The sequence below is a fragment of the Streptomyces sp. NPDC088147 genome, from assembly GCF_044741565.1.
In the GTDB taxonomy this organism is placed as follows: domain Bacteria; phylum Actinomycetota; class Actinomycetes; order Streptomycetales; family Streptomycetaceae; genus Streptomyces.
In genome coordinates this window covers 79,525-98,888 of the sequence record NZ_JBIUSY010000013.1, presented here as the reverse complement: position 1 = coordinate 98,888, position 19,364 = coordinate 79,525, and the positions used below count along the sequence as shown (strand labels likewise).

Genomic DNA, 19,364 nt, shown 5'->3' with positions numbered 1-19,364 from the left:
GGGTGCGGTGAGGAATCCGGCGGAGGCCGGGAATCGGGCGGAGGTCAGGAATCGGGCGGAGGTCAGGAATCGGGCGGAGGTCAGGAATCGGGCGGAGGTCAGGTATTCGGGCGGAGGGTCCAGACCACGGTCATCTCTCCGGTGACCGCTCCGTCCTCACGGGTGAGGGTGACGGACACCGGGAATTCGGGCCGCTCACCGGCGTCCAGCTCCGCGACGACCTCCGCCGCGGGCCGGCCCAGCGTGGCGGTGGCCGTGACGATCCCCTTGGCGAGTTTCCTGTAGCCGATGTCCGCCCTGACGGCGAGCGGAACGGCGCGCTGGAGCTGGTCGCCGAAGGCGGCGAGCACGATGGCGCCGCTCGCCGATTCGGCGAGGGTGAACATCGCCCCGGCGTGCGGTCCGCCGACGTGGTTGTGGTAGTCGGGCCGGTCGGGCAGCCGGAGGACGGCCCGTTCCCCCGTGGTCTCCAGAAACTCCAGTCCCAGGGTCCTGACCATGGGAACGGTGGCGGCGAGCATCGCGCCGACGGACATCTGATCTGCGGTCATGGAGGGCGATGTTACCTGCGAGTAGGAGAGCTTCACCATCCCCTGACAGGGCGGACGTGGCAGCCGCTGCGGGGCCCCTCTATCGTTACTCGCCATGTGGCCAGGACAGCAGCCGCCCGGGGGCGAGCAAAACCCGCAGGACCAGAATCCCAATCCGTACCAGCAGCCGGGGTACCACCAGCCGAATCCCTACCAGCAGCCGGGATATCAGCAGCCGGGCTACCCGCCGCAGCAGCCCGGACAGGAGCAGCCGGGGCACCAGCAGCAGCCCGGCTATCCGCAGCAGGGATACCAGCAGCCCAACCCGTATCAGCAGCCGACCGTGCCGCAGTACCCCGTAGCGGGTCAGCCCGGTCCGCCCGGTACGGGGCCGGGCGGGAAGAAGAACACGACGGTCATCGCCGTCGTGGCCGCCGCGGTGGTCGTGATCGCCGCCGCGGGCACCGCCTTCTTCGTGATGGGCGGGGACGACGAGAAGAGCGACAAGGCCGACGCCAAGGCGTCCTCCTCCGCGTCACCGTCCGGTGGGCCGTCCGCCGACCCGTCCGTCGACAACCCCCGGGACGGCGCCGCCGCCAAGCCGACCATCGAGGGCTGGAAGGTGGTGACCAACCCGAAGCACGGGACGCAGTTCGATGTTCCGGCCGACTGGGAGGTCGACAAGCCGGGCGTGATATCCGGCTTCGAGGACGCCAAGAAGGGCGACGGCTCACCCGTCGTCACGTTCTCCGCGCCCGCCTTCTACAAGTCCAAGTGGTGCTCCCAGGACACCAACAGGGACGGCAAGCTGGAGGACAGCAGCCTCGGCGGCACCGGCACCAAGGGCGGCAGGGGCGCCAAGGACACGGCGTCGGGCGCGCGGAGCGAGGCGGGCAGCTGGGTCTGGGCCGCGTTCGCCCAGGAGGAGTCCGAGGCGTCGCTCAAGAAGAACGTGACGGTCAGCGAGTCCGAGGCGTACACCACGACGTCAGGACTCAAGGGCCACTTCGCGACCGCGGCGGCCACGGGCCTCGCCAAGAAGAACAAGTGCGACACCGACGGCAAGTCGATCGCCTTCACGTTCGCCAACGCCAAGGGCGACTTCGCGACCTGGGTGCTCATCGCCAACAAGAACGTGCCGGACGAGATCCCGGACGCGACGATCAAGAAGATCATGAGCACCGTCCGGCTGGCCGGGGCCTCCTGACCGGAGGTCGGCCCCGGCTGGGTGCTGACGCGCCGTGCCGCCGCACCCGCCGCACCGGCGGGGACGCCGAAGGCCCCGGAGATCTCCGCCGTGTCAGCCGACGCTGAAGGCGCCGTCGGGCGGGCTGGGTGACGGCACGGCGCCGCTGTCCCGTACGGGGCTCGCGTCACCGATGAACCGCCTGAGTGACGCGCCGTGTTCGACCCGGGCGGGGAAGGCGTCGGCGGCGGTACGGCGCGCGAGGGCCGCCGTGTCGATCTCGGTGTGCGAGGCGACCAGGACGGCGTTGCCGAAGCGGCGGCCGCGGAGCACCGAGGGCTCCGCGATCAGCGCGAGTTCCCCGAAGGCCGTGGCGAAGGTGGCCAGTTGGGAGCGGAGGAAGCCGAAGGGCGCCCCGTCGGCGAGATTCGCGGCGTAGACCCCGTCCGTACGCAGCACCCGCGCGCACTCGCGCGCGTACTCGACGGAGGTGAGATGGGCGGGCACCCGCGAGCCGCCGAAGACATCGCCGACGAGCACGTCCACGGAGCGGTCCTGGGCGGCTTCGAGCCAGTGGCGCGCGTCCGCGCCGTGCACGGTGATGCCGGTGCCGTCCGGTATCGGCAGCAGTTCCGTGACCAGCGCCAGCAGTCCCGTGTCCGCCTCCACCACGCTCTGCGTGGAGCCGGGCCGGGTGGCCGCCACATAGCGGGGCAGGGTGCAGGCCCCGCCGCCGAGGTGGAGCACGGTGAGCGGAGCGCCCTCGTCGCCGACGCGGTCGACGACATGGGCAAGGCGCCGTACGTACTCGAACTCCAGATGGGTCGGCTCGTCGAGGTCGACGTAGGACTGGGGCGCGCCGTCGACCGTCAGCAGCCAGGCACGCTCCCGGTCCACATCGGGCAGCAGTTTGGCGGTGCCGCTGTCCACGGCGCGCAGGACGGGGATCGCTTCGTTCACGCTCCCATTGTGCGCTCGTACGACGGCCGCGCGCCCGCCTCCCCGGGGTACGGGGAGACGGGCGCCGCCGGAGCGGGTCCGGCCGGGTCGGCGCGGGTCAGAGCAGGGACGTGACCGTACCGGCGCCGACCGTACGGCCGCCCTCGCGGATCGCGAAGCCGAGACCCGGCTCCAGCGGGACGTCACGGCCCAGCTCCACGGTCAGGGTGACCGTGTCCCCGGGGCGCGCGACGGCCGTCTCGCCCAGGTCGATGTCACCGACCACATCCGCCGTGCGGATGTAGAACTGCGGCCGGTAGCCACTGGTGACCGGGGTCGTCCGCCCGCCCTCGCGGGCGGAGAGGACGTACACCTGCGCGGTGAAGCGCCTGCTCGGTACGACACTGTCCGGCGCCGCCACCACATGGCCGCGGCGGACCGCGTCGCGCTGGGTACCGCGCAGGAGCAGCGCGACGTTGTCCCCCGCCTCGGCGGACTCCATCGGCTTCCCGAAGGTCTCCAGTCCGGTGACGACCGTCTCGATGCCCGCGCCGAGCACCTCCACCCGGTCACCGACGCGCACCGTGCCGCGCTCGACGGCGCCGGTGACGACCGTGCCGCGCCCGGTGATGGTGAGGACGTTCTCCACCGGGAGCAGGAACGGCGCGTCCGTGTATCTGACGGGCATCGGCACATACGTGTCGATCGCGTCGAGCAGCGCCTCCACGGCCGCCGTCCAGCGCGGGTCGCCCTCCAGCGCGCGCAGCCCGGAGACCCGGACGACGGGCGCCGCGTCGCCGCCGTACCCGTGCTCGGTGAGCAGTTCGCGCACCTCCAGCTCGACCAGGTCGGTCAGTTCGTCGTCGCCCGCGTCGGCCTTGTTGAGGGCGACGACGATGTGGTTGACGCCGACCTGGCGGGCGAGCAGGACGTGCTCGGCGGTCTGCGGCATGATCCCGTCGAGCGCGGAGACGACGAGGATCGCCCCGTCGAGCTGGGCGGCGCCGGTCACCATGTTCTTGATGTAGTCGGCGTGGCCCGGCATGTCGACATGCGCGTAGTGCCGGGTGTCGGTCTCGTACTCGACGTGCGAGATGTTGATGGTGATCCCGCGGGCGGCCTCCTCCGGGGCCCGGTCGATCCGGTCGAACGGCACGAACGTGCCGGTCCCCCGGTCGCTGAGGACCTTGGTGATGGCGGCGGTCAGCGTGGTCTTGCCGTGGTCGACGTGGCCCATGGTGCCGATGTTCAGGTGCGGCTTGGTGCGCACGTATGCCGTCTTGGGCATGGTTCGCGTGGTTCCTTCCAGGAACTCGAAGCTGAGAGGGACCCCCGGGCCTTGCCGACCCTCCCCCTGCGGGGTCCGCCGGACGATCCGGGAAGGGTCAGCTTCGGGCGCCGCCGAGGGGCGCCACGGGTGCGGGCGCTGCCGCCGCTGCGACTGCCGCGTACGCGAGGGGGAAACCGGCAGCCTCCGGCGCGTCCGCGACTGCGGACGGCGCTGCGGGGAAGGCGTACCGGAACATGTCGCCGATCCTGGCCCATGCCCGCCGTTCACGTCGAATGGTTTTCCCCGCCACGGGAGTTCACGTGGGTCGGTTAGCATCCCCGAATGCTCGACACCGCCCCCAGGCCGGTCCCCAGGCCGGCCCCCGAGCCTTCGCCGGGCCTCGCTGTCCGCTGCTTCCGGGTGCTGCTCTCGCCCTGGTCGCGGTTCGCCCTGCTCATCGCCGTGCTGGCCGCGGCGGGTGCGGCGGTGCTGCTGTACGAGCCGCAGAAGCTGCTGGCCGACGGCTGGCCTCCGCAGTTCGGCGGCGCGACGGCGGTGGTGCTGTTCGCCGTGGCGTACGGGCTGTGCGCCGTCGCGTTCGTACCCCGTCCGCTGCTCAGTCTCGCCGCGGGCGCGCTCTTCGGCTCGGCGTTCGGTCTGCTCGCCGCGGTCGCGGGGAGCGTGCTGGCCGGGGCGATCTCCTTCGGGCTCGTCCGCTTCCTCGGGCAGGGGGCGCTGCGGCCACTGCTGCGGGGCCGCTGGCTGCTGGCGGCCGACGGTCAGCTGAGCGAGCACGGCTTCCGGTCGATGATGGCGCTCCGGCTCTTTCCCGGGGTGCCGTTCGCCGCGGCCAACTACTGCGCCGCCGTCTCCCGTATGGGCTGGGCGCCGTTCCTGCTGGCGACCGGGATCGGAACGGTGCCCAACACCGCGGCGTATGTGATCGCGGGCAGCGAGGCGTCGTCCCCGACCTCGCCGATGTTCCTGATCTCGACGGGCTTCATCGTGCTCACGGGAGTGGCCGCGGCGGTCGTCGCCTGGCGCCAGCGCCACCGGCTCCGCCGCCGCTGATCCTCTCCCCCATGATCCTCTTCCCCCACCTGATCACGGCGTGGCGAGCTTCAGGTCGCCGCCTGGCGGCGGTGCGGAGAAACGCGCCACGTCGGCGTCCGTGACCTCCGCCAGCTCCGCCGGCGACCAGCGGGGTCTGCGGTCCTTGTCGATGACCTGGGCCCGGATGCCCTCCTGGAGATCGGGAAAGGTCAGCGCGGCACACGACGCCCGGTACTCCTGGACGATCACCTGTTCGAGCGTGGCCGTCCGCCGGGCGCGGCGCATCGCGACGAGCGTGGCCTTCAGGGCGGTGGGCGACCGGGTGAGGAGCGTCTCGGCGGCGTCCTTGGCCGCCGGATCCCCGTTGCCACGCAGTCGCTCGATGATCTCCTCCACCGAGCCGGCCGTGTAGCAGGCGTCGATCCACTCGCGGTCCGCGTCGAACCGCCCCTCCGGCGGGGTCGTCCCGTACCGGCGCACGGCCTCCCGTACGTCCTCCGCCTCCCGCACCTCGGGCCCGGCGAGCGCGGCGCGCAGTCCGGCCAGCCGGCCGGAGGGGACGAAGTGATCCGCGAGGCCGCACAGCAGGGCGTCGGCCGCGCCGATCGTCTGCCCGGTGAGGGCGAGATGCGTGCCCAGCTCGCCGGGCGCCCGGGAGAGCAGATAGGTCCCGCCGACATCGGGGACCAGTCCGATCGCGGTCTCGGGCATGGCGACGGCGGACCGTTCGGTGACGACGCGTACGCCGCCGTGCGCCGAGACCCCGACGCCGCCGCCCATCACGATGCCGTCCATCAGGGCGACATACGGCTTGGGGTAGCGGGCGATCCGGACGTTGAGCCGGTATTCGTCGCGCCAGAACGCGTGCGAGGCACCCGCGCCGGTGCGCGCGTCCTCGTGGATCACACGGATGTCGCCACCGGCGCAGAGCCCGCGGTCACCGGCGCCCGAGATGATCACGGCCGTGACGTCGTCGTCGCTCTCCCACGCGGCCAGCGCCTCGTCGATCGTCCGCACCATGGGGTGGGTGAGGGCGTTGAGGGCGCGGGGCCGGTTGAGGGTGAGGTGGGCGGTGCGGCCCGCGCGGGTGGTCAGCACCGGTTCGTCGTGGGCCATGCGCTCGCTGGTTCCTTCCCTGGGCGGACGCGTCCGTGAGGCCGCGCCCGTCCAGTATGGACACGCCGTCCCGGCGGCTTCCCACCGGTTCCCCCGCGGGGATCAGGTACCGGTGGGGCCCGCCAGCGCCTCGATGATCCGCTCCGCGGCGAGCGTCGCGGTCAGTGTTCCGTTCCGCACCTCACGCTCCAGCGCGGGCGCCAGCTCCCGTACGCCCGGGTGCTCGCGCAGCCGGTCCAGGAGGTGGTCGCGGACCATCGCCCACGTCCAGTCGATCTGCTGGTCACGGCGCTTGCGGTCCAGCCGGCCGTCGGCGCCGAGCACCGCGCGGTGCTGTTCGAGCCGTTCCCACACGGTGTCGAGACCGCTGCCCTCCCGGGCGCTGCAACTGAGCACCGGCGGCGTCCAGGCCGCGTCCGCCGGGTGCATCAGCCGTAGCGCGCCCGCGAGTTCCCGCGCGGCGGAGCGCGCGTCACGTTCGTGCGGGCCGTCGGCCTTGTTGACGGCGATGACGTCGGCCAGTTCGAGGACACCCTTCTTGATGCCCTGGAGCTGGTCCCCGGTGCGCGCCAGGGAGAGCAGCAGGAAGGAGTCGACCATGTTGGCGACGGTGGTCTCGGACTGGCCGACCCCCACCGTCTCGACGAGCACCACGTCGTAGCCGGCGGCCTCCATGACGATGATGGTCTCGCGGGTCGCCTTGGCCACCCCGCCCAGCGTGCCCGCGGTCGGCGAGGGCCGTACGAACGCGGCCGGGTCCACGGCGAGCCGTTCCATCCGGGTCTTGTCGCCCAGGATGGAGCCGCCCGTCCTGCTGGAGGACGGGTCGACGGCGAGCACCGCGACCCGGTGGCCGAGACCGGTGAGCAGCGTTCCCATCGCGTCGATGAAGGTGGACTTGCCGACGCCGGGGACGCCGCTGATGCCGATCCTGCGGGCTTTCCCGGAGTACGGCAGCAGCTCGGTCAGCAGCTCCTGCGCGAGCCTGCGGTGATCGGACCTGGTGGACTCCACGAGGGTGACGGCGCGGGCGATGTACGAACGGGAGCCGTCCAGAACGCCCTTGGCGTAGCTGTCGATGTCGATCCGTGGGGGCACGCGCTCACCGCTCTGCGCCGGAGGCGGCGTTCCCGGAAGCGGCCTCGTCGGCAGGAGCGTTCCCGGCAGGAGTCTCGTGCCCCAGCGAGGCCGCGAGCGCGGTCAGCAGATCGCGTGCGGCGTCCGGGATCACCGTGCCGGGCGGGAAGACCGCGGCGGCCCCCGCCCGGTGCAGCTCCTCGATGTCCTGGGGCGGGATCACTCCCCCCACCACGATCATGATGTCCTCGCGGCCCTCCTCGGCGAGCTGTTCGCGCAGCGCCGGTACGAGCGTGAGGTGCCCGGCGGCGAGCGAGGAGACCCCGACGATATGCGCGTCGGCCTCGACGGCCTGCCGCGCCACCTCGGCGGGCGTCTGGAACAGCGGGCCGACGTCCACGTCGAAGCCCAGGTCGGCGAAGGCCGTGGCGATCACCTTCTGGCCGCGGTCATGGCCGTCCTGGCCCATCTTGGCCACCAGGATGCGCGGCCGGCGTCCTTCGGCCCGTTCGAAGTCCTCGACGGCCGCGCGGGTGTGCTCGACGGCCGGGGAACTGCCTGCCTCGTTCCGGTACACACCGGCGATGGTACGGATCTGGCCGGAGTGGCGCCCGTACACCTTCTCCAGTGCGTCGGAGATCTCACCGACGGTGGCCTTGGCGCGGGCCGCGTTCACCGCGAGGCCGAGCAGGTTGCCGTCGAGGCCGGGGCGCGAGCCGGCCTCGGCGGCGGCGGTGAGCGCGCGCAGCGCGTCCTGGCAGACGTCCTCGTCGCGTTCGGCGCGCAGCCGCCGCAGCTTCTCGATCTGCTGGGTGCGTACGGAGGAGTTGTCGACCTTGAGCACGTCGATCTTCTCGTCGGTCTCCACCCGGTACTTGTTGACGCCGATGACGGGCTGGCGTCCCGAGTCGATCCGGGCCTGGGTACGGGCCGCGGCCTCCTCGACCCGGAGCTTGGGGATTCCCGCGTCGATGGCCTGTGCCATCCCGCCGGCCGCCTCGACCTCCTCGATGTGCTGCCAGGCGCGCCTGGCGAGGTCGTAGGTCAGCTTCTCGACATACGCGCTGCCGCCCCAGGGGTCGGTCACCCGGCAGGTCCCCGACTCCTGCTGGAGCAGCAGCTGGGTGTTGCGGGCGATACGGGCCGAGAAGTCGGTGGGCAGGGCGAGGGCCTCGTCCAGCGCGTTGGTGTGCAGCGACTGGGTGTGGCCCTGTGTGGCGGCCATCGCCTCGACGCAGGTGCGGGTGACGTTGTTGAAGACGTCCTGTGCGGTGAGCGACCAGCCGGAAGTCTGCGAATGGGTGCGCAGGGAGAGCGACTTGGCGTTCTTGGGGTCGAACTTCTTGACCAGCCGGGCCCAGAGGAGCCGGGCCGCGCGGAGTTTGGCGATCTCCATGAAGAAGTTCATGCCGATGGCCCAGAAGAAGGAGAGCCGGGGCGCGAACGCGTCCACGTCGAGTCCGGCGCCGAGTCCGGCGCGCAGATACTCCACCCCGTCGGCGAGGGTGTACGCCAGCTCCAGATCGGCCGTCGCGCCCGCTTCCTGGATGTGGTAGCCGGAGATGGAGATGGAGTTGTAGCGCGGCATCTTCTGCGAGCTGTACGCGAAGATGTCGGAGATGATCCGCATCGAGGGTTTCGGCGGATAGATATAGGTGTTGCGGACCATGAACTCCTTGAGGATGTCGTTCTGGATGGTCCCGGCCAGCTTCTCGGGCGGTACGCCCTGTTCCTCGGCGGCCACGATGTAGAGCGCGAGGACCGGCAGCACCGCGCCGTTCATCGTCATCGACACACTCATCTTGTCGAGCGGGATGCCGTCGAACAGCTGGCGCATGTCGTAGATCGAGTCGATGGCCACGCCCGCCATGCCGACGTCGCCGGTCACCCGGGGGTGGTCGCTGTCGTAGCCGCGGTGGGTCGGCAGATCGAAGGCGACCGAGAGGCCCTTCTGCCCGGCGGCGAGGTTGCGCCGGTAGAAGGCGTTGGACTCCTCGGCGGTGGAGAACCCGGCGTACTGCCGGATGGTCCAGGGCTGGTTGACGTACATCGTCGGGTACGGGCCGCGCAGATACGGCGCGATGCCGGGGTAGGTGCCGAGGAAGTCGAGCCCCGCCACGTCCCGTGCGGTGTAGAGCGGTTTGACGGCGATGCCCTCGGGGGTCTCCCAGAACAGGTCGTGATCCGCCCTGCCGGTGTGTTCCTTGACGGCCGTACGCCACTGGTCCTCGGTGACCCCGGCGCTGTCGCCGGGGCCCAGCTCGATCTCGGAGAAGTCCGGGATCCCCATCACGCCACTCCCATCCGGTCGAGGACGGAGGTCAGGACGGCGATCGCGTCGCCGCCCGCGACGACGAAATCGTCGACTCCGGCCCGTACATAGGTCTCACGCTGTTCGCCGGGGCGGCCGGCGAGGAACACCTGGAGCGCGCCCGCCGCCTTGAGGGCCCGCGCGACGGGCGCGGCGCCTTCGGCGTAGAGCGTGTCGCTGGAGCAGATACAGGCGACGGCGGCCCCGCTGCGGGTGAAGGCGTCGGCGGCGGTCGCCGCGTCGACCGTCACCGGGTCGTGGACCGGTTCGATGCCGCCCGCCTGGAAGAGGCTGGCGGTGAAGGTGGCGCGCGCGGTGTGCGCGGCGGCCGGTCCGAGGGCGGCCAGGAAGACGCGGGGCCGGGCGCCGGTGGCGGCGAGATGCGCGTCGGAGCGGGCGCGGAGTGCCTCGTACGCCTCGTCGCGGCGTACCACCGGCAGTCCGCCGCCGGGCGGCGCGGGCGCCGGGTCGCGTTCCACCGGGGGCTGCGAGAGCTGCGGGAACTCGCTGACGCCGGTGATGGGTTCGCGCCGCCTGGCCAGCCTGCCCGAGCGCTCCTGCCAGGTGGCCGCGAGCCGCTCGGCGATCAGTCCGTCGTGGAGCGCGGCGCGCTGGCCGCCGGCGCGTTCGATCTCCTGGAACCACTCCCAGGCGGCGTGTGCGAGCTCGTCGGTGAGCCGCTCCACGTACCAGGAGCCGCCCGCGGGGTCGATGACCCGGCCGAGGTGGGACTCCTCCAGAAGGATCGTGGAGGTGTTGCGGGCGATTCTGCGGGCGAAGGCGTCGGGCAGTCCGAGGGCGTGGTCGAAGGGCAGTACGGTCACGGCGTCCGCGCCGCCGAGGCCGGCCGCCAGCGAGGCGACCGTGGTGCGCAGCATGTTCACCCAGGGGTCGCGCCGGGTCATCATCACCGGCGAGGTCACGGCGTGCTGGCGCTGCGCCCCGGTGCCGGGTCCCGCGTCGGCGCCGCAGACCTCGGCCACGCGGGCCCAGAGCCTGCGCGCGGCCCGGAGTTTGGCGATGGTCAGGAACTGGTCGGCGGTCGCGGCGTACCGGAACTCGATCTGTGTGCAGGCGGCTTCGACGGTGAGTCCGGCCGCGGTGAGGTCACGCAGCCAGCCGACGCCGGTGGCGAGGGAACAGCCCAGTTCCTGCGCGTCGGAGGCGCCGCCCTCGTGGTAGGGCAGCGCGTCGACGGTGATCGCGCGCAGGCCCGGGTACTCCCGGGCGCAGAGCGTGGCGAGTTCGGCGGCCTCTTCCGTAAGGCCCGTCACTTCCCGTCCGGTACGGGCGAGTTCACCCACCGGGTCGGCGCCGAGGGTGCCGCGCGCCGCGTCGCGGGCCACCCCGCGCTCCTCGTACAGCTTGAGCAACTCCCGTGCGGCGGGCCCGAATTCGGTGCCCGCGTCGAGGGCGACCGGCGCGAGGTCGAGATAGACACCGTCGAGCGCCGTGGCCAGTCCGGACACCGGGATTCCGGCGGAACCCACCGACAGCCAGAGGGAGGTGACCCCGTTCTCCAGGTCGGAGAGCACCGCCTCGTTGGTGCGTACGGGATCGGGAAGCGTATGGCGCTGCCGTACGTCCCAGCCGGAGACCGCGCCCCCTTCGGGACGGCCGCCTCTGGTGAACGGTGCGAAGCCGGGATAACCGGAGTCCCCGGGCGCGTCGTCGGCGGTGTACAGGGGACGGGTGGTGAACCCGTCCTGGAGCGCGGTGGACAGCGCGTCCTCGGCGGCCGGCCCCGAGAGATCCCGACCCGACTTGCGCAGCACGCCTGCCACCAGGCTCTGCCACTGCTCGCGGGTCGCATCGGGGAACTCGGCGGCCAGGGAAAGCCCGTCGTCAGGGAGGACCGTCATGCCCAGATATTAGGGCAGCCCGGCGAACCAGCAGCAGAGCACAACGCTGTGACCTTGCCCTCGCCCAAAAGACTTGAGTGTAGGTCATTCATGGCGCGAGTTATGCGCGAGGGGGACCCGAACCGGACGCGACCGGGACCCGGTACGAGCACCCGGGACAAGCAGGGGCCACCCACGTCCCGCAACCCTCAAGACGCTACGCTGCCCACCACCACATCAGCGAAGAGCCGGCATGAGTAGGACTACTCACCCCTCCATATGATCGAACCCGCGTTTCGACCGTCACCCCTCAGTCCGTCACTGCCCCGCCGTTCCGCAGGCCAGTGCTTGATCATCTCTTGGATGGCGTAGTTCCCCATGTCTTGGTTCGAATCTTTCATCCTCGGGCTCGTCCAGGGGCTGACCGAGTTTCTCCCCATCTCCTCCAGCGCGCATCTGCGGCTGACGGCGGCCTTCGCCGGCTGGCACGACCCGGGCGCGGCGTTCACCGCGATCACCCAGATCGGTACGGAGGCGGCGGTCCTCATCTACTTCCGCAAGGACATCGCCCGAATCGTTTCCGCGTGGTGCCGCTCGCTGGTGGACAAGTCGATGCGCGGTGACCACGACGCCCAGATGGGCTGGCTGGTCATCGTCGGCTCGATCCCGATCGGTGTCCTCGGTGTGACGCTGAAGGACCAGATCGACGGGCCGTTCCGTGATCTGCGGCTGATCGCGGTCACGCTGATCGTGATGGGCATCGTGCTCGGTGTCGCCGACCGGCTCGCGGCCCGTGACGAGACCGGCGGCAAGCACCGCGCGATCAGGGAGCGCAAGTCACTGCGGGACCTGAGTGTCAAGGACGGTCTGATCTTCGGCCTCTGCCAGGCGATGGCCCTGGTGCCCGGCGTCTCGCGCTCGGGCGCCACGATCAGCGGTGGCCTGCTGATGGGGTACACCCGTGAGGCGGCGGCGCGGTACTCGTTCCTGCTCGCGATCCCGGCGGTGCTCGCCTCGGGCGCGTTCGAGCTGAAGGACGCGGGCGAGGGGCACGTCGCCTGGCCGCCGACCATCTTCGCGACGGTCATCGCCTTTGTTGTTGGATATGCCGTTATCGCCTGGTTTATGAAATTCATCACCACGAAGAGCTTCATGCCGTTCGTGATCTACCGGATCCTGCTCGGCATCGCGCTCTTTGTTCTGGTCGGCACGGACACGCTGAGCCCGCACGCGGGCGAGTCGGCCGGCTGACCCGGGCCGCCGGGGGCCGTGCGGGGGTGGCCGTGCGGGGAGTGTGTGAGCGAAGTGTGAGCAAGGACGCTCCCCGATCGGCACCGGGAGGTACCCGCCGCCCCCTACGCTTGCCACATGTCCTCTTCCTCCGCTTCCGCATCCCCGGCATCCGACGCCGTCGCGGCCAATGAGCGCATCCGCGCGCTCGTCGACGCGGCCGAGACGTCCGACGGGACATGGCCCGCGGAGGCGTACGAGGTCCTGCTGCTGGAGTGGGCCGCGGCCCTCCACGACAGTGTGGACGAGGCCGCCTAGAAGGCGGTCCGCCCGCCCGACGTGTCACGCACCACCCTCACGGCAGCATCCCCGGCGCGATCGCCGCACACAACTCGCCGCGCGGTGAACCCAGTTGAGACGGATCCCGGGTGGTCCCGCGCCCGGCGCCCCCGCCGGTTCCCCGTCGCGGACCCGACCGTCGGTTCGGTCAGGTCGCGGCGGTGGGGGCCGCCGGGGTCCTGGAGGCCGCCGGCGGGATCGTCGGCCGCTCGGGCCGGGGCTCCGGGCTGACCAGGCAGTCGAGTGCCTCCTCCACCCCGGACGCGACCTGGATGACGAAGCGTTCCTCCTGACTGATGAAGCCGTCGGAGACCATGTTGTCCAGGAGCGTGAGCAGCGGATCGAAGAATCCGCCCTGGTTGACCAGGACAAGTGGCTTGTGATGGATGCCCAGTTGGTTCCAGGTCGCCACTTCGAGCAGCTCGTCGAGCGTGCCGAGGCCGCCCGGAAGCACCGCGAAGCCGACCGCGAGGCGGTACATCAGCGCCTTGCGTTCATGCATCGTCTCCACGACGATCACTTCGGTGCGTGACTCGTCCGGCTGTTCGCGTTCGTACAGCTGACGGGGGATCACTCCGGTCACCGGCGCCCCGGCGTCCAGCACGGCATCGGCGACGGCGCCCATGATGCCGACACCGCCCGCGCCGTAGACGAGGCCCGTCCCGCGCTGCGCCAGCGCCTCACCGAACTCGGTGGCGAGCCTCAGATGCTGGGGGCGGGCGCCCGGCCGGGCGCCGCAGAACACACCGACTCGCTCCACCCGCGACGCTGGCATGGTCATATCCGTCTCCGTCTCTCCGGCCCGGCCTGATCGACACATCCCGATCGGCACTTAACGTATCCGAACGGCTACGTTAAGCGAAGAGGGCCTTTTCCGCCCCCGCTCACCGACCCCCCACCCCAGGGCCGATTAATAGCACTAAACCCCCAAAGGGATTACTTACCGGGTCATGTGGCGCAGGCAGGGGCATACCGGTGGGGCGAGACGATTGCTGCGGAGTACGGCGGAAGCGGTACGACCCGCCCGCGGCGTGGCGGCCGGACGTCCCGGCCGCGGTGAGCCCGGCTCCGCTGCTCTCCCTCTTTACTGCCGGGGCCCATGGCGGTCCACCGGCCCGGAGCGAGATGTGGAGGCTGTCGATGGTGCCTGCCATGCGGAGTGACGCACGCGAACGGTTCCTGGCCGACACCCATGTGGGTGTCCTGGGAGTCACCGACCCCCGAGGAGTCAGAGCCCCGCTGCTCGTACCGGTCTGGTACCGGTACGAGCCGGGCCAGGACGTCGTGGTGCAGACCGGCCGGGCGTCGCTCAAGGCGCGGCTGATGAGGGAGGCCGGGCGGTTCAGTCTGTGCGTACAGGACGAGACCGCCCCCTATCGCTATGTCAGCGTGGAAGGTCCGGTCACCTCCGTCGCCGATCCGATGGACCCGGCGGAGCGCGAGGCCATGGCGCATCGCTATCTGGGGGCCGCCGAGGCACGGGACTACCTCGCGGGGACGCGGGACCAGCTCGTCGACGACATCACGTTCCGGATGCGTCCGGAGCACTGGCGGAGCGCCGACTTCGCCGCCTTCGCCGCCGAGTTCGCCGGTGCCGACGGCCCACGCTGATCCGCCCCCGACAGCGCTGGAAGGCAGGACCGCATGACCGACACCGATCCCCGCACGGACGGTATCGACAGCCACCCCGACCCCACGACCGGCCGCGACGGACCGGCCGTCACGCCTCTCCCCCAGGGCTTCGCGCGTCCGCCGAGCCCCGGCCGTCCGCCGGACCTCGACCGTCCGCCGGCCCCCGACCGTCCGCCGGGCCCCGACCGGGCACGGGACTCCGACCGGGCACGGGACTCCGGCCGGACACGGGACCCCGCGTCTCCGGACCCCGGCTATCCGCGGAACAGCAGCCTCCCGGAGCTGTTCGAAGCGCGCGCCGGGGCCGCCCCCCAGGCGCCGGCGGCCCGCTACCGGGACCGCGTCATGACGTACGGCCTGCTCAGCACCGCCTCCGACCGGCTCGCGGCCCGGCTGGTCGCCGCCGGTGTGGAACCGGGCTCGGCGGTGGGGGTGTGCGGCAGCCGCTCGCTTGAGGCGCTGGTCGCGTTCCTGGGCATCCTCAAGGCCGGTTGCGCGTACGTGCCCCTCGACGAGGACCACCCACCGGCCCGGCTGCGGGCGATGGCCGAGGACGCGGGCGTCCATGTCGCCGTCGTCCTGCCGGGCAGCACCCGCCGTATCCGCGGTCTGCACACCCGCGTCGAGCTCGGCCGGGTCACCGGCGACGCTCCCCCGGACGCGTCCGGCGCAGCTGACGCGGCTGATGTCCCGGACACCCCGGACATCCCCCCGCCGCCGTCCCCGGCGGCGACCGACCGCGCCTACGTGATGTTCACCTCCGGCTCCACGGGCAGGCCGAAGCCTGTCGCGATCGCGCACCGCGGGGTGGCCCAGTTGGTGCTGTCGGATCCGCGGCTGCCCCCGCCGGGACCCGGCGACGGAGTGCTGCACGGCTACGGCCTCTCCTCCGACGCCTCCACGATCGAGATCTGGAGCGGACTGCTCGGCGGCGCCTGTCTCGTCCTGGTGGACCGCGAGGAACTGCTCGCTCCCGCCGTCCTGGAGGAGCGTTTCCGTACGCACGGCGTGACCGTCGCCTACCTCACCACCAGCGTCTTCCACCATCTGGCCAGGACCCGGCCCGGCGCCCTGCGCGGACTGCGGTTCGCCTCCGCGGGCGGGGAGGCGATGGATCCCGGACTCGCCCACGCCGTACAGACCGCCTGCCCCGGCACGACCCTCGTCAACTTCTACGGGCCCACCGAGAACAGCGTGGTGTCCACCGCCTACTTCCTGCCGAAGCTGACCGGCGACGAGACCCGCGTCCCCATCGGCCGTCCGTTCGCCACCTCCACCTGCCGGGTACTGCGCCCGGACGGCACACCCGCCGCGCCGGGCGAGGAGGGCGAACTGTACGTCGGCGGGGACGGCCTGGCGCTGGAGTACATCGGCGACGCCGAGCTGACGGCGGAACGGTTCGTCAGCTCGCCGGACGGACCGGGTGGCCGGCTGTACCGGACCGGTGACCGCGTCGTATCGGGAACCGACGGCCTGCTGGAGTACCGGGGGCGGCTGGACCGGCAGGTCAAGGTGCGCGGCCAGCGCATCGAACTCGACGAGGTCGAGGCGCGGCTCCGCTGCCACTCCGAGGTCGGCGAGGCCGTCGTGGAACTCCGCGACGGGGTCCTGGCCGCCTATCTCACCCCCGCGCGGCCCGGCGGCACCGTTCCGGTGGACGCGCTGCGGACGTACTGCGGACTGTGGCTGCCCGCCCAGGCGGTGCCGACCCTCATCGCGCGGGACCGGTTCCCGGTGACCAGCGGCGGAAAGGTCGACCGCACACGCCTGCTGGCCGAGTCAGGGCACGGCGAGGTGGGCGCGCCGCGCGGGGAGCCATGGGCGGACACCGCGCACGGACCGGGCCGGCGCCGGGAGCCCCGGTCCGGCCCGTCCGGCCCCGGCACGGAGGCGGAGGAGGGTCCGCTGGAGGCGCTGGCCGAGGTGTGGCGGCTGGTGCTGCGCGTACGGCCCGCACCCACGGACAGCTTCTTCGTCATCGGGGGCGATTCCCTGCTGGCGGCCGAAGTCGTCGCCCGTACGCTCGCGTTGCTGGATCTCGACGCGGCGCTCGGCAGCAGCCTCATCCGGGCCCTGCTCACCGACCCGACGCTGGAGGGTTTCGCTGCCGCCGTCGGCGCCCACCTCGCCCCGCCGGCCGGCACACCACGACCGGACGCCCCGTCACGAACGCCACGCACGCCGGCGACCCGGCAGGCGCCGGACGCGGAGGTCGACTTCGTACGCGAGACCGCGCTCGGTTTCTCGCTGCCGCCCGCCGGGACGCCGGTTCCTCGGCCCGGCGACCCCTCGGACGTCCTGCTCACCGGCGCCAGCGGTTTCGTCGGCGCGTTCCTCCTGGACCGGCTGCTGCTCGACACGACGGCCCGTATCCACTGCCCGGTACGTGCCTCGGGCGCGGCGCACGCGGAGCGACGCGTCCTGGCCGCGCTCGCCCGCTACGGCCTCAGCGTGGACGACTCCGCACGGCGGCGGCTGGTCTGCTTCCCCGCGGACCTCGCCGCTCCCGGACTCGGCCTGTCCCCGGAGCACGCCGCCGATCTGGCCGCGTGCCTGGATCTGATCGTGCACAACGGCGCGCGGGTCAACTTCCTCTATCCCTACAGCGCTCTGCGGGCCGCCAATGTCGAGGGCACCCGCGAGATCATCGGCCTGGCGGCCCGCCGCCGTGTGCCGGTGCACTTCCTGTCCACGGTGGCGGTCCTCGCCGGCTTCGGCACGGCCGGAGCGCGGGAGGTCGACGAGGACGTACGGCTGGACCACGCGGACCGGCTCACCATGGGGTACGCCGAGAGCAAGTGGGTCGCCGAGAGCCTGCTGCGCAACGCGGCGGAGCAGGGGCTTCCGGTCGCCGTCTACCGTCCGTACGAAGTGACCGGGGACCGGCTGCACGGCGCCTGCAACACGGAGACCGCGATCTGTTCGCTGTTCAAGACCATCGCGGAGACGGGGCTCGCCCCCGACATCGCGCTGCCGATGGACTTCGTACCGGTCGATCATGTGGCGGAGACCGTGGTGTACATCGCCACCCGGCAGCAGGCGAAGGACCGGGTCTACCACCTCACCAATCCCCGCCCGGCCGTGCTGCGCGACGTACTGGACCGGATGCGCGCGGCGGGATGCGAGATGCGCATGCTGCCGTACGGGGAGTGGGTGGGCGAGCTGGTACGTCATGTGGCGCTCCATCCCACCAGCCCCACCGCGCCCTTCGTGTCCCTCTGTGTGGACCGGGCGAACCAGGGCGACATCTCGGTCAAGGAGATGTATCTGGAGGGCGTCTTCCCCCGGCTGAGCCGTCGTCATACCGAAGCGGCCCTGGCCGGGAGCGGGCTGCACTGTCCGCCGGTGGACGCGGCGATGCTCGACCGCTATCTGGAGTACTTCTTCACCTCGGGCTATATGACGCGTCCCACGGTCGCACCGGCCGGCGCGGCGGCGGTGGTGACGTAGGCGGGGGCAGGGGGCGGGGCGGGGGCGGGGCGGGGGCGGTCGCGCGCACTCCCCCGCCCCACCCGCGCCACCGCCCACCGCGCCGGGGTACGACCCGTCACCAGCGCACCGGAATCGCCTCCGGGAGCAGTACGGCGTGATCCTGCCGCCAGCGGATCCGATCCGGGGCGACGGCGAGCCGCAGCCCGGGGACGGTGTCGAGCAGGGCACGCAACGCCACTTCGGTCTGCGCCCGGTTCAGCGCGGCGGCCGGACAGAAATGCCGGCCCTGCCCGAACCGGAGATGCGGCGTCGACGGCCGCCTGTCGATGTCCAGCCGCTCCGGGGAGTCGAAGACGGCGGGGTCGCGGTTGGCGGCGTCGATGGAGATCAGCACCAGCTCACCGGCGCGAACCGGGACCCCGCCGATCTCGGCGTCCTCCCGTGCGATACGCGCGATGGAGTCGCCCAGCATGACGGACCACCGGTACAGCTCCTCCAGAGCGCCGGGCAGCGCCCGCGGCTCCCGCCTCAGCCGGGCGGCCAGCTCCGGTTCGCGTGCCAGCACCAGTCCGCAGAGGGCCAGGAAGCCGGCCGGATTCCCGAGGCCCGACACGAAGAGGAACAGCGCGATCTCCACCAGCTCCTGATGGCTCAGCGGATGGCAGGAGGAGCGGTTCAGCAGGGCGAGGCGGCCGAGGAGCCCTTCCGTGCCGATGCCCGTCATCCAGTCGTCGAAGCGGCTCAGCGCCTTGGTCCAGTCGGCGAAGAGGTTCTCCTCGGCCATGCCTCCCGTACTGAGCAGACGGAACCAGCCGGCCAGTTCGGGGGCCGCCTCGATGGGCAGCCCGAGCAGTTCGCAGGTCACGTGGGAGGCCCACGGGAGGGCGAAGTCGGCCACCAGATCGCCCGGTTCGGCGCTCTCGTCCGCGTTCCCGTTCCCGTTCTCGTTCCTGTTCTCGTTCTCGTCCGTCTTCGCCTTCGCCTTCGCCTTCGCCTTCATCGTGGTGAGCAGGGTGTCGGCGATGTCGCGTACCCGCTCCAGGGAGACATGCGTCTGCCGGGGCCCCATGCCCTTCACGGCCTCGTCCCGCAGCCCCGCCCGCCGCAGCATGGTCATCGTGCCGACGACGCTGAGCGGCGGCGCCGAGCTGTCCTCCTGCGGCATATCGGGGTCGGCGATCAGGCTGCGGCTGAGCCGGGGGTCCTTCAGCGCCTCCCGCGCGGCGGCGTAACCGGTCACGAGCCAGCCGCGCGCTCCGGCGTTGGTCACCACACGGGTGACGGGCTCCTCCACCACGAATCTGCCCAGCTCGCTCGCCAGGGCGTCGCCGCGAAAGCTGAAGGGATAGTGCGGGATGTCACCGACACGGCTCATGACCACCGTCTCCTGTTCGCTGGGCGGGCCGGC

The 19,364-nt window shown here is 71.8% G+C and carries 15 protein-coding genes; 6 read left to right on the top strand and 9 right to left on the bottom strand.

All coding sequences use genetic code 11. The annotated features are described in order from the left end of the window. Window positions 1-98: 98 nt before the first annotated feature. Window positions 99-551 carry a DUF4442 domain-containing protein gene (locus tag ACIOGX_RS35570; RefSeq protein ID WP_356518282.1) on the bottom strand — a complete coding sequence of 151 codons (453 nt, stop codon included), beginning with the start codon at window positions 549-551 and terminating at the stop codon, window positions 99-101. A 94-nt stretch (window positions 552-645) separates the two neighbouring features. Here ACIOGX_RS35570 and ACIOGX_RS35565 point away from each other — a divergent pair, with 94 nt between their 5' ends. Continuing rightward, window positions 646-1,737 carry a hypothetical protein gene (locus ACIOGX_RS35565; protein WP_356518281.1) on the top strand — a complete coding sequence of 364 codons (1,092 nt, stop codon included), beginning with the start codon at window positions 646-648 and terminating at the stop codon, window positions 1,735-1,737. A 93-nt stretch (window positions 1,738-1,830) separates the two neighbouring features. Here the strand turns inward: ACIOGX_RS35565 and ACIOGX_RS35560 are convergent, their stop codons facing one another. Further along, window positions 1,831-2,676 carry a spermidine synthase gene (locus ACIOGX_RS35560; protein ID WP_401918861.1) on the bottom strand — a complete coding sequence of 282 codons (846 nt, stop codon included), beginning with the start codon at window positions 2,674-2,676 and terminating at the stop codon, window positions 1,831-1,833. A gap of 97 nt (window positions 2,677-2,773) precedes the next feature. Beyond that, complete coding sequence (gene tuf, locus ACIOGX_RS35555; RefSeq protein WP_383975195.1) at window positions 2,774-3,943, bottom strand: elongation factor Tu; 1,170 nt, start codon at window positions 3,941-3,943, stop codon at window positions 2,774-2,776. A gap of 324 nt (window positions 3,944-4,267) precedes the next feature. On the opposite strand from tuf, the gene ACIOGX_RS35550 reads away from it, so the two are divergent. Continuing rightward, the gene (locus tag ACIOGX_RS35550; protein WP_356518277.1) at window positions 4,268-4,996 is read left to right on the top strand and encodes a VTT domain-containing protein; all 729 of its coding nucleotides are present in this window, start codon (window positions 4,268-4,270) and stop codon (window positions 4,994-4,996) included. 33 nt (window positions 4,997-5,029) lie between these two features. Here the strand turns inward: ACIOGX_RS35550 and ACIOGX_RS35545 are convergent, their stop codons facing one another. From ACIOGX_RS35545 to mutA, 4 genes are all read right to left on the bottom strand, one after another. Next, window positions 5,030-6,094, bottom strand: coding sequence for an enoyl-CoA hydratase/isomerase family protein (locus ACIOGX_RS35545; RefSeq protein WP_401918858.1), 1,065 nt, complete (start codon window positions 6,092-6,094; stop codon window positions 5,030-5,032). A 102-nt stretch (window positions 6,095-6,196) separates the two neighbouring features. Continuing rightward, window positions 6,197-7,192: a methylmalonyl Co-A mutase-associated GTPase MeaB gene (meaB, locus tag ACIOGX_RS35540; RefSeq protein ID WP_401918856.1), complete on the bottom strand. Its 996-nt coding sequence runs from the start codon at window positions 7,190-7,192 to the stop codon at window positions 6,197-6,199. Between the two features lie 4 nt (window positions 7,193-7,196). Beyond that, on the bottom strand, window positions 7,197-9,461 hold the full coding sequence (gene scpA / locus ACIOGX_RS35535; RefSeq protein WP_401918854.1) for a methylmalonyl-CoA mutase: 2,265 nt from the start codon (window positions 9,459-9,461) through the stop codon (window positions 7,197-7,199). Next, entirely contained in the window at window positions 9,461-11,344 is a 1,884-nt protein-coding gene (mutA, locus tag ACIOGX_RS35530; RefSeq protein ID WP_401918852.1) for a methylmalonyl-CoA mutase small subunit, read from the bottom strand. Before mutA ends, scpA begins: the two co-directional genes overlap by 1 nt. A gap of 357 nt (window positions 11,345-11,701) precedes the next feature. On the opposite strand from mutA, the gene ACIOGX_RS35525 reads away from it, so the two are divergent. Next, window positions 11,702-12,574, top strand: coding sequence for an undecaprenyl-diphosphate phosphatase (locus ACIOGX_RS35525; protein ID WP_383975210.1), 873 nt, complete (start codon window positions 11,702-11,704; stop codon window positions 12,572-12,574). Window positions 12,575-12,691: 117 nt separating this feature from the next. Then, window positions 12,692-12,871 carry a hypothetical protein gene (locus tag ACIOGX_RS35520; RefSeq protein WP_356518271.1) on the top strand — a complete coding sequence of 60 codons (180 nt, stop codon included), beginning with the start codon at window positions 12,692-12,694 and terminating at the stop codon, window positions 12,869-12,871. Between the two features lie 169 nt (window positions 12,872-13,040). Here ACIOGX_RS35520 and ACIOGX_RS35515 read toward each other — a convergent pair whose 3' ends face one another. Beyond that, a complete protein-coding gene (locus ACIOGX_RS35515) occupies window positions 13,041-13,673 on the bottom strand; it encodes a TIGR00730 family Rossman fold protein (RefSeq protein ID WP_356518270.1) in 633 nt (210 codons plus the stop codon). A gap of 371 nt (window positions 13,674-14,044) precedes the next feature. Here ACIOGX_RS35515 and ACIOGX_RS35510 point away from each other — a divergent pair, with 371 nt between their 5' ends. Both ACIOGX_RS35510 and ACIOGX_RS35505 read left to right on the top strand, forming a co-directional pair. Next, window positions 14,045-14,503, top strand: a complete 459-nt coding sequence (locus ACIOGX_RS35510) for a pyridoxamine 5'-phosphate oxidase family protein (protein WP_356518269.1) — start codon at window positions 14,045-14,047, stop codon at window positions 14,501-14,503. Between the two features lie 33 nt (window positions 14,504-14,536). Then, window positions 14,537-17,974 (top strand): amino acid adenylation domain-containing protein, encoded by a 3,438-nt coding sequence (locus ACIOGX_RS35505; protein ID WP_401918849.1) that lies wholly within the window; start codon window positions 14,537-14,539, stop codon window positions 17,972-17,974. A 97-nt stretch (window positions 17,975-18,071) separates the two neighbouring features. Here the strand turns inward: ACIOGX_RS35505 and ACIOGX_RS35500 are convergent, their stop codons facing one another. After that, complete coding sequence (locus tag ACIOGX_RS35500) at window positions 18,072-19,331, bottom strand: cytochrome P450 (protein WP_401918847.1); 1,260 nt, start codon at window positions 19,329-19,331, stop codon at window positions 18,072-18,074. Window positions 19,332-19,364: the final 33 nt, after the last annotated feature.

What these genes read in the sequence shown, in the direction of transcription:
- ACIOGX_RS35570 (WP_356518282.1), bottom strand. Translation starts at nt 551, where the DNA reads ATGACCGCAGATCAGATGTCCGTCGGCGCGATGCTCGCCGCCACCGTT.
- ACIOGX_RS35565 (WP_356518281.1), top strand. Translation starts at nt 646, where the DNA reads ATGTGGCCAGGACAGCAGCCGCCCGGGGGCGAGCAAAACCCGCAGGAC.
- tuf (WP_383975195.1), bottom strand. Translation starts at nt 3,943, where the DNA reads ATGCCCAAGACGGCATACGTGCGCACCAAGCCGCACCTGAACATCGGC.
- ACIOGX_RS35550 (WP_356518277.1), top strand. Translation starts at nt 4,268, where the DNA reads ATGCTCGACACCGCCCCCAGGCCGGTCCCCAGGCCGGCCCCCGAGCCT.
- ACIOGX_RS35545 (WP_401918858.1), bottom strand. Translation starts at nt 6,094, where the DNA reads ATGGCCCACGACGAACCGGTGCTGACCACCCGCGCGGGCCGCACCGCC.
- scpA (WP_401918854.1), bottom strand. Translation starts at nt 9,461, where the DNA reads ATGGGGATCCCGGACTTCTCCGAGATCGAGCTGGGCCCCGGCGACAGC.
- mutA (WP_401918852.1), bottom strand. Translation starts at nt 11,344, where the DNA reads ATGACGGTCCTCCCTGACGACGGGCTTTCCCTGGCCGCCGAGTTCCCC.
- ACIOGX_RS35525 (WP_383975210.1), top strand. Translation starts at nt 11,702, where the DNA reads ATGTCTTGGTTCGAATCTTTCATCCTCGGGCTCGTCCAGGGGCTGACC.
- ACIOGX_RS35520 (WP_356518271.1), top strand. Translation starts at nt 12,692, where the DNA reads ATGTCCTCTTCCTCCGCTTCCGCATCCCCGGCATCCGACGCCGTCGCG.
- ACIOGX_RS35515 (WP_356518270.1), bottom strand. Translation starts at nt 13,673, where the DNA reads ATGACCATGCCAGCGTCGCGGGTGGAGCGAGTCGGTGTGTTCTGCGGC.
- ACIOGX_RS35510 (WP_356518269.1), top strand. Translation starts at nt 14,045, where the DNA reads ATGCGGAGTGACGCACGCGAACGGTTCCTGGCCGACACCCATGTGGGT.
- ACIOGX_RS35505 (WP_401918849.1), top strand. Translation starts at nt 14,537, where the DNA reads ATGACCGACACCGATCCCCGCACGGACGGTATCGACAGCCACCCCGAC.
- ACIOGX_RS35500 (WP_401918847.1), bottom strand. Translation starts at nt 19,331, where the DNA reads ATGAGCCGTGTCGGTGACATCCCGCACTATCCCTTCAGCTTTCGCGGC.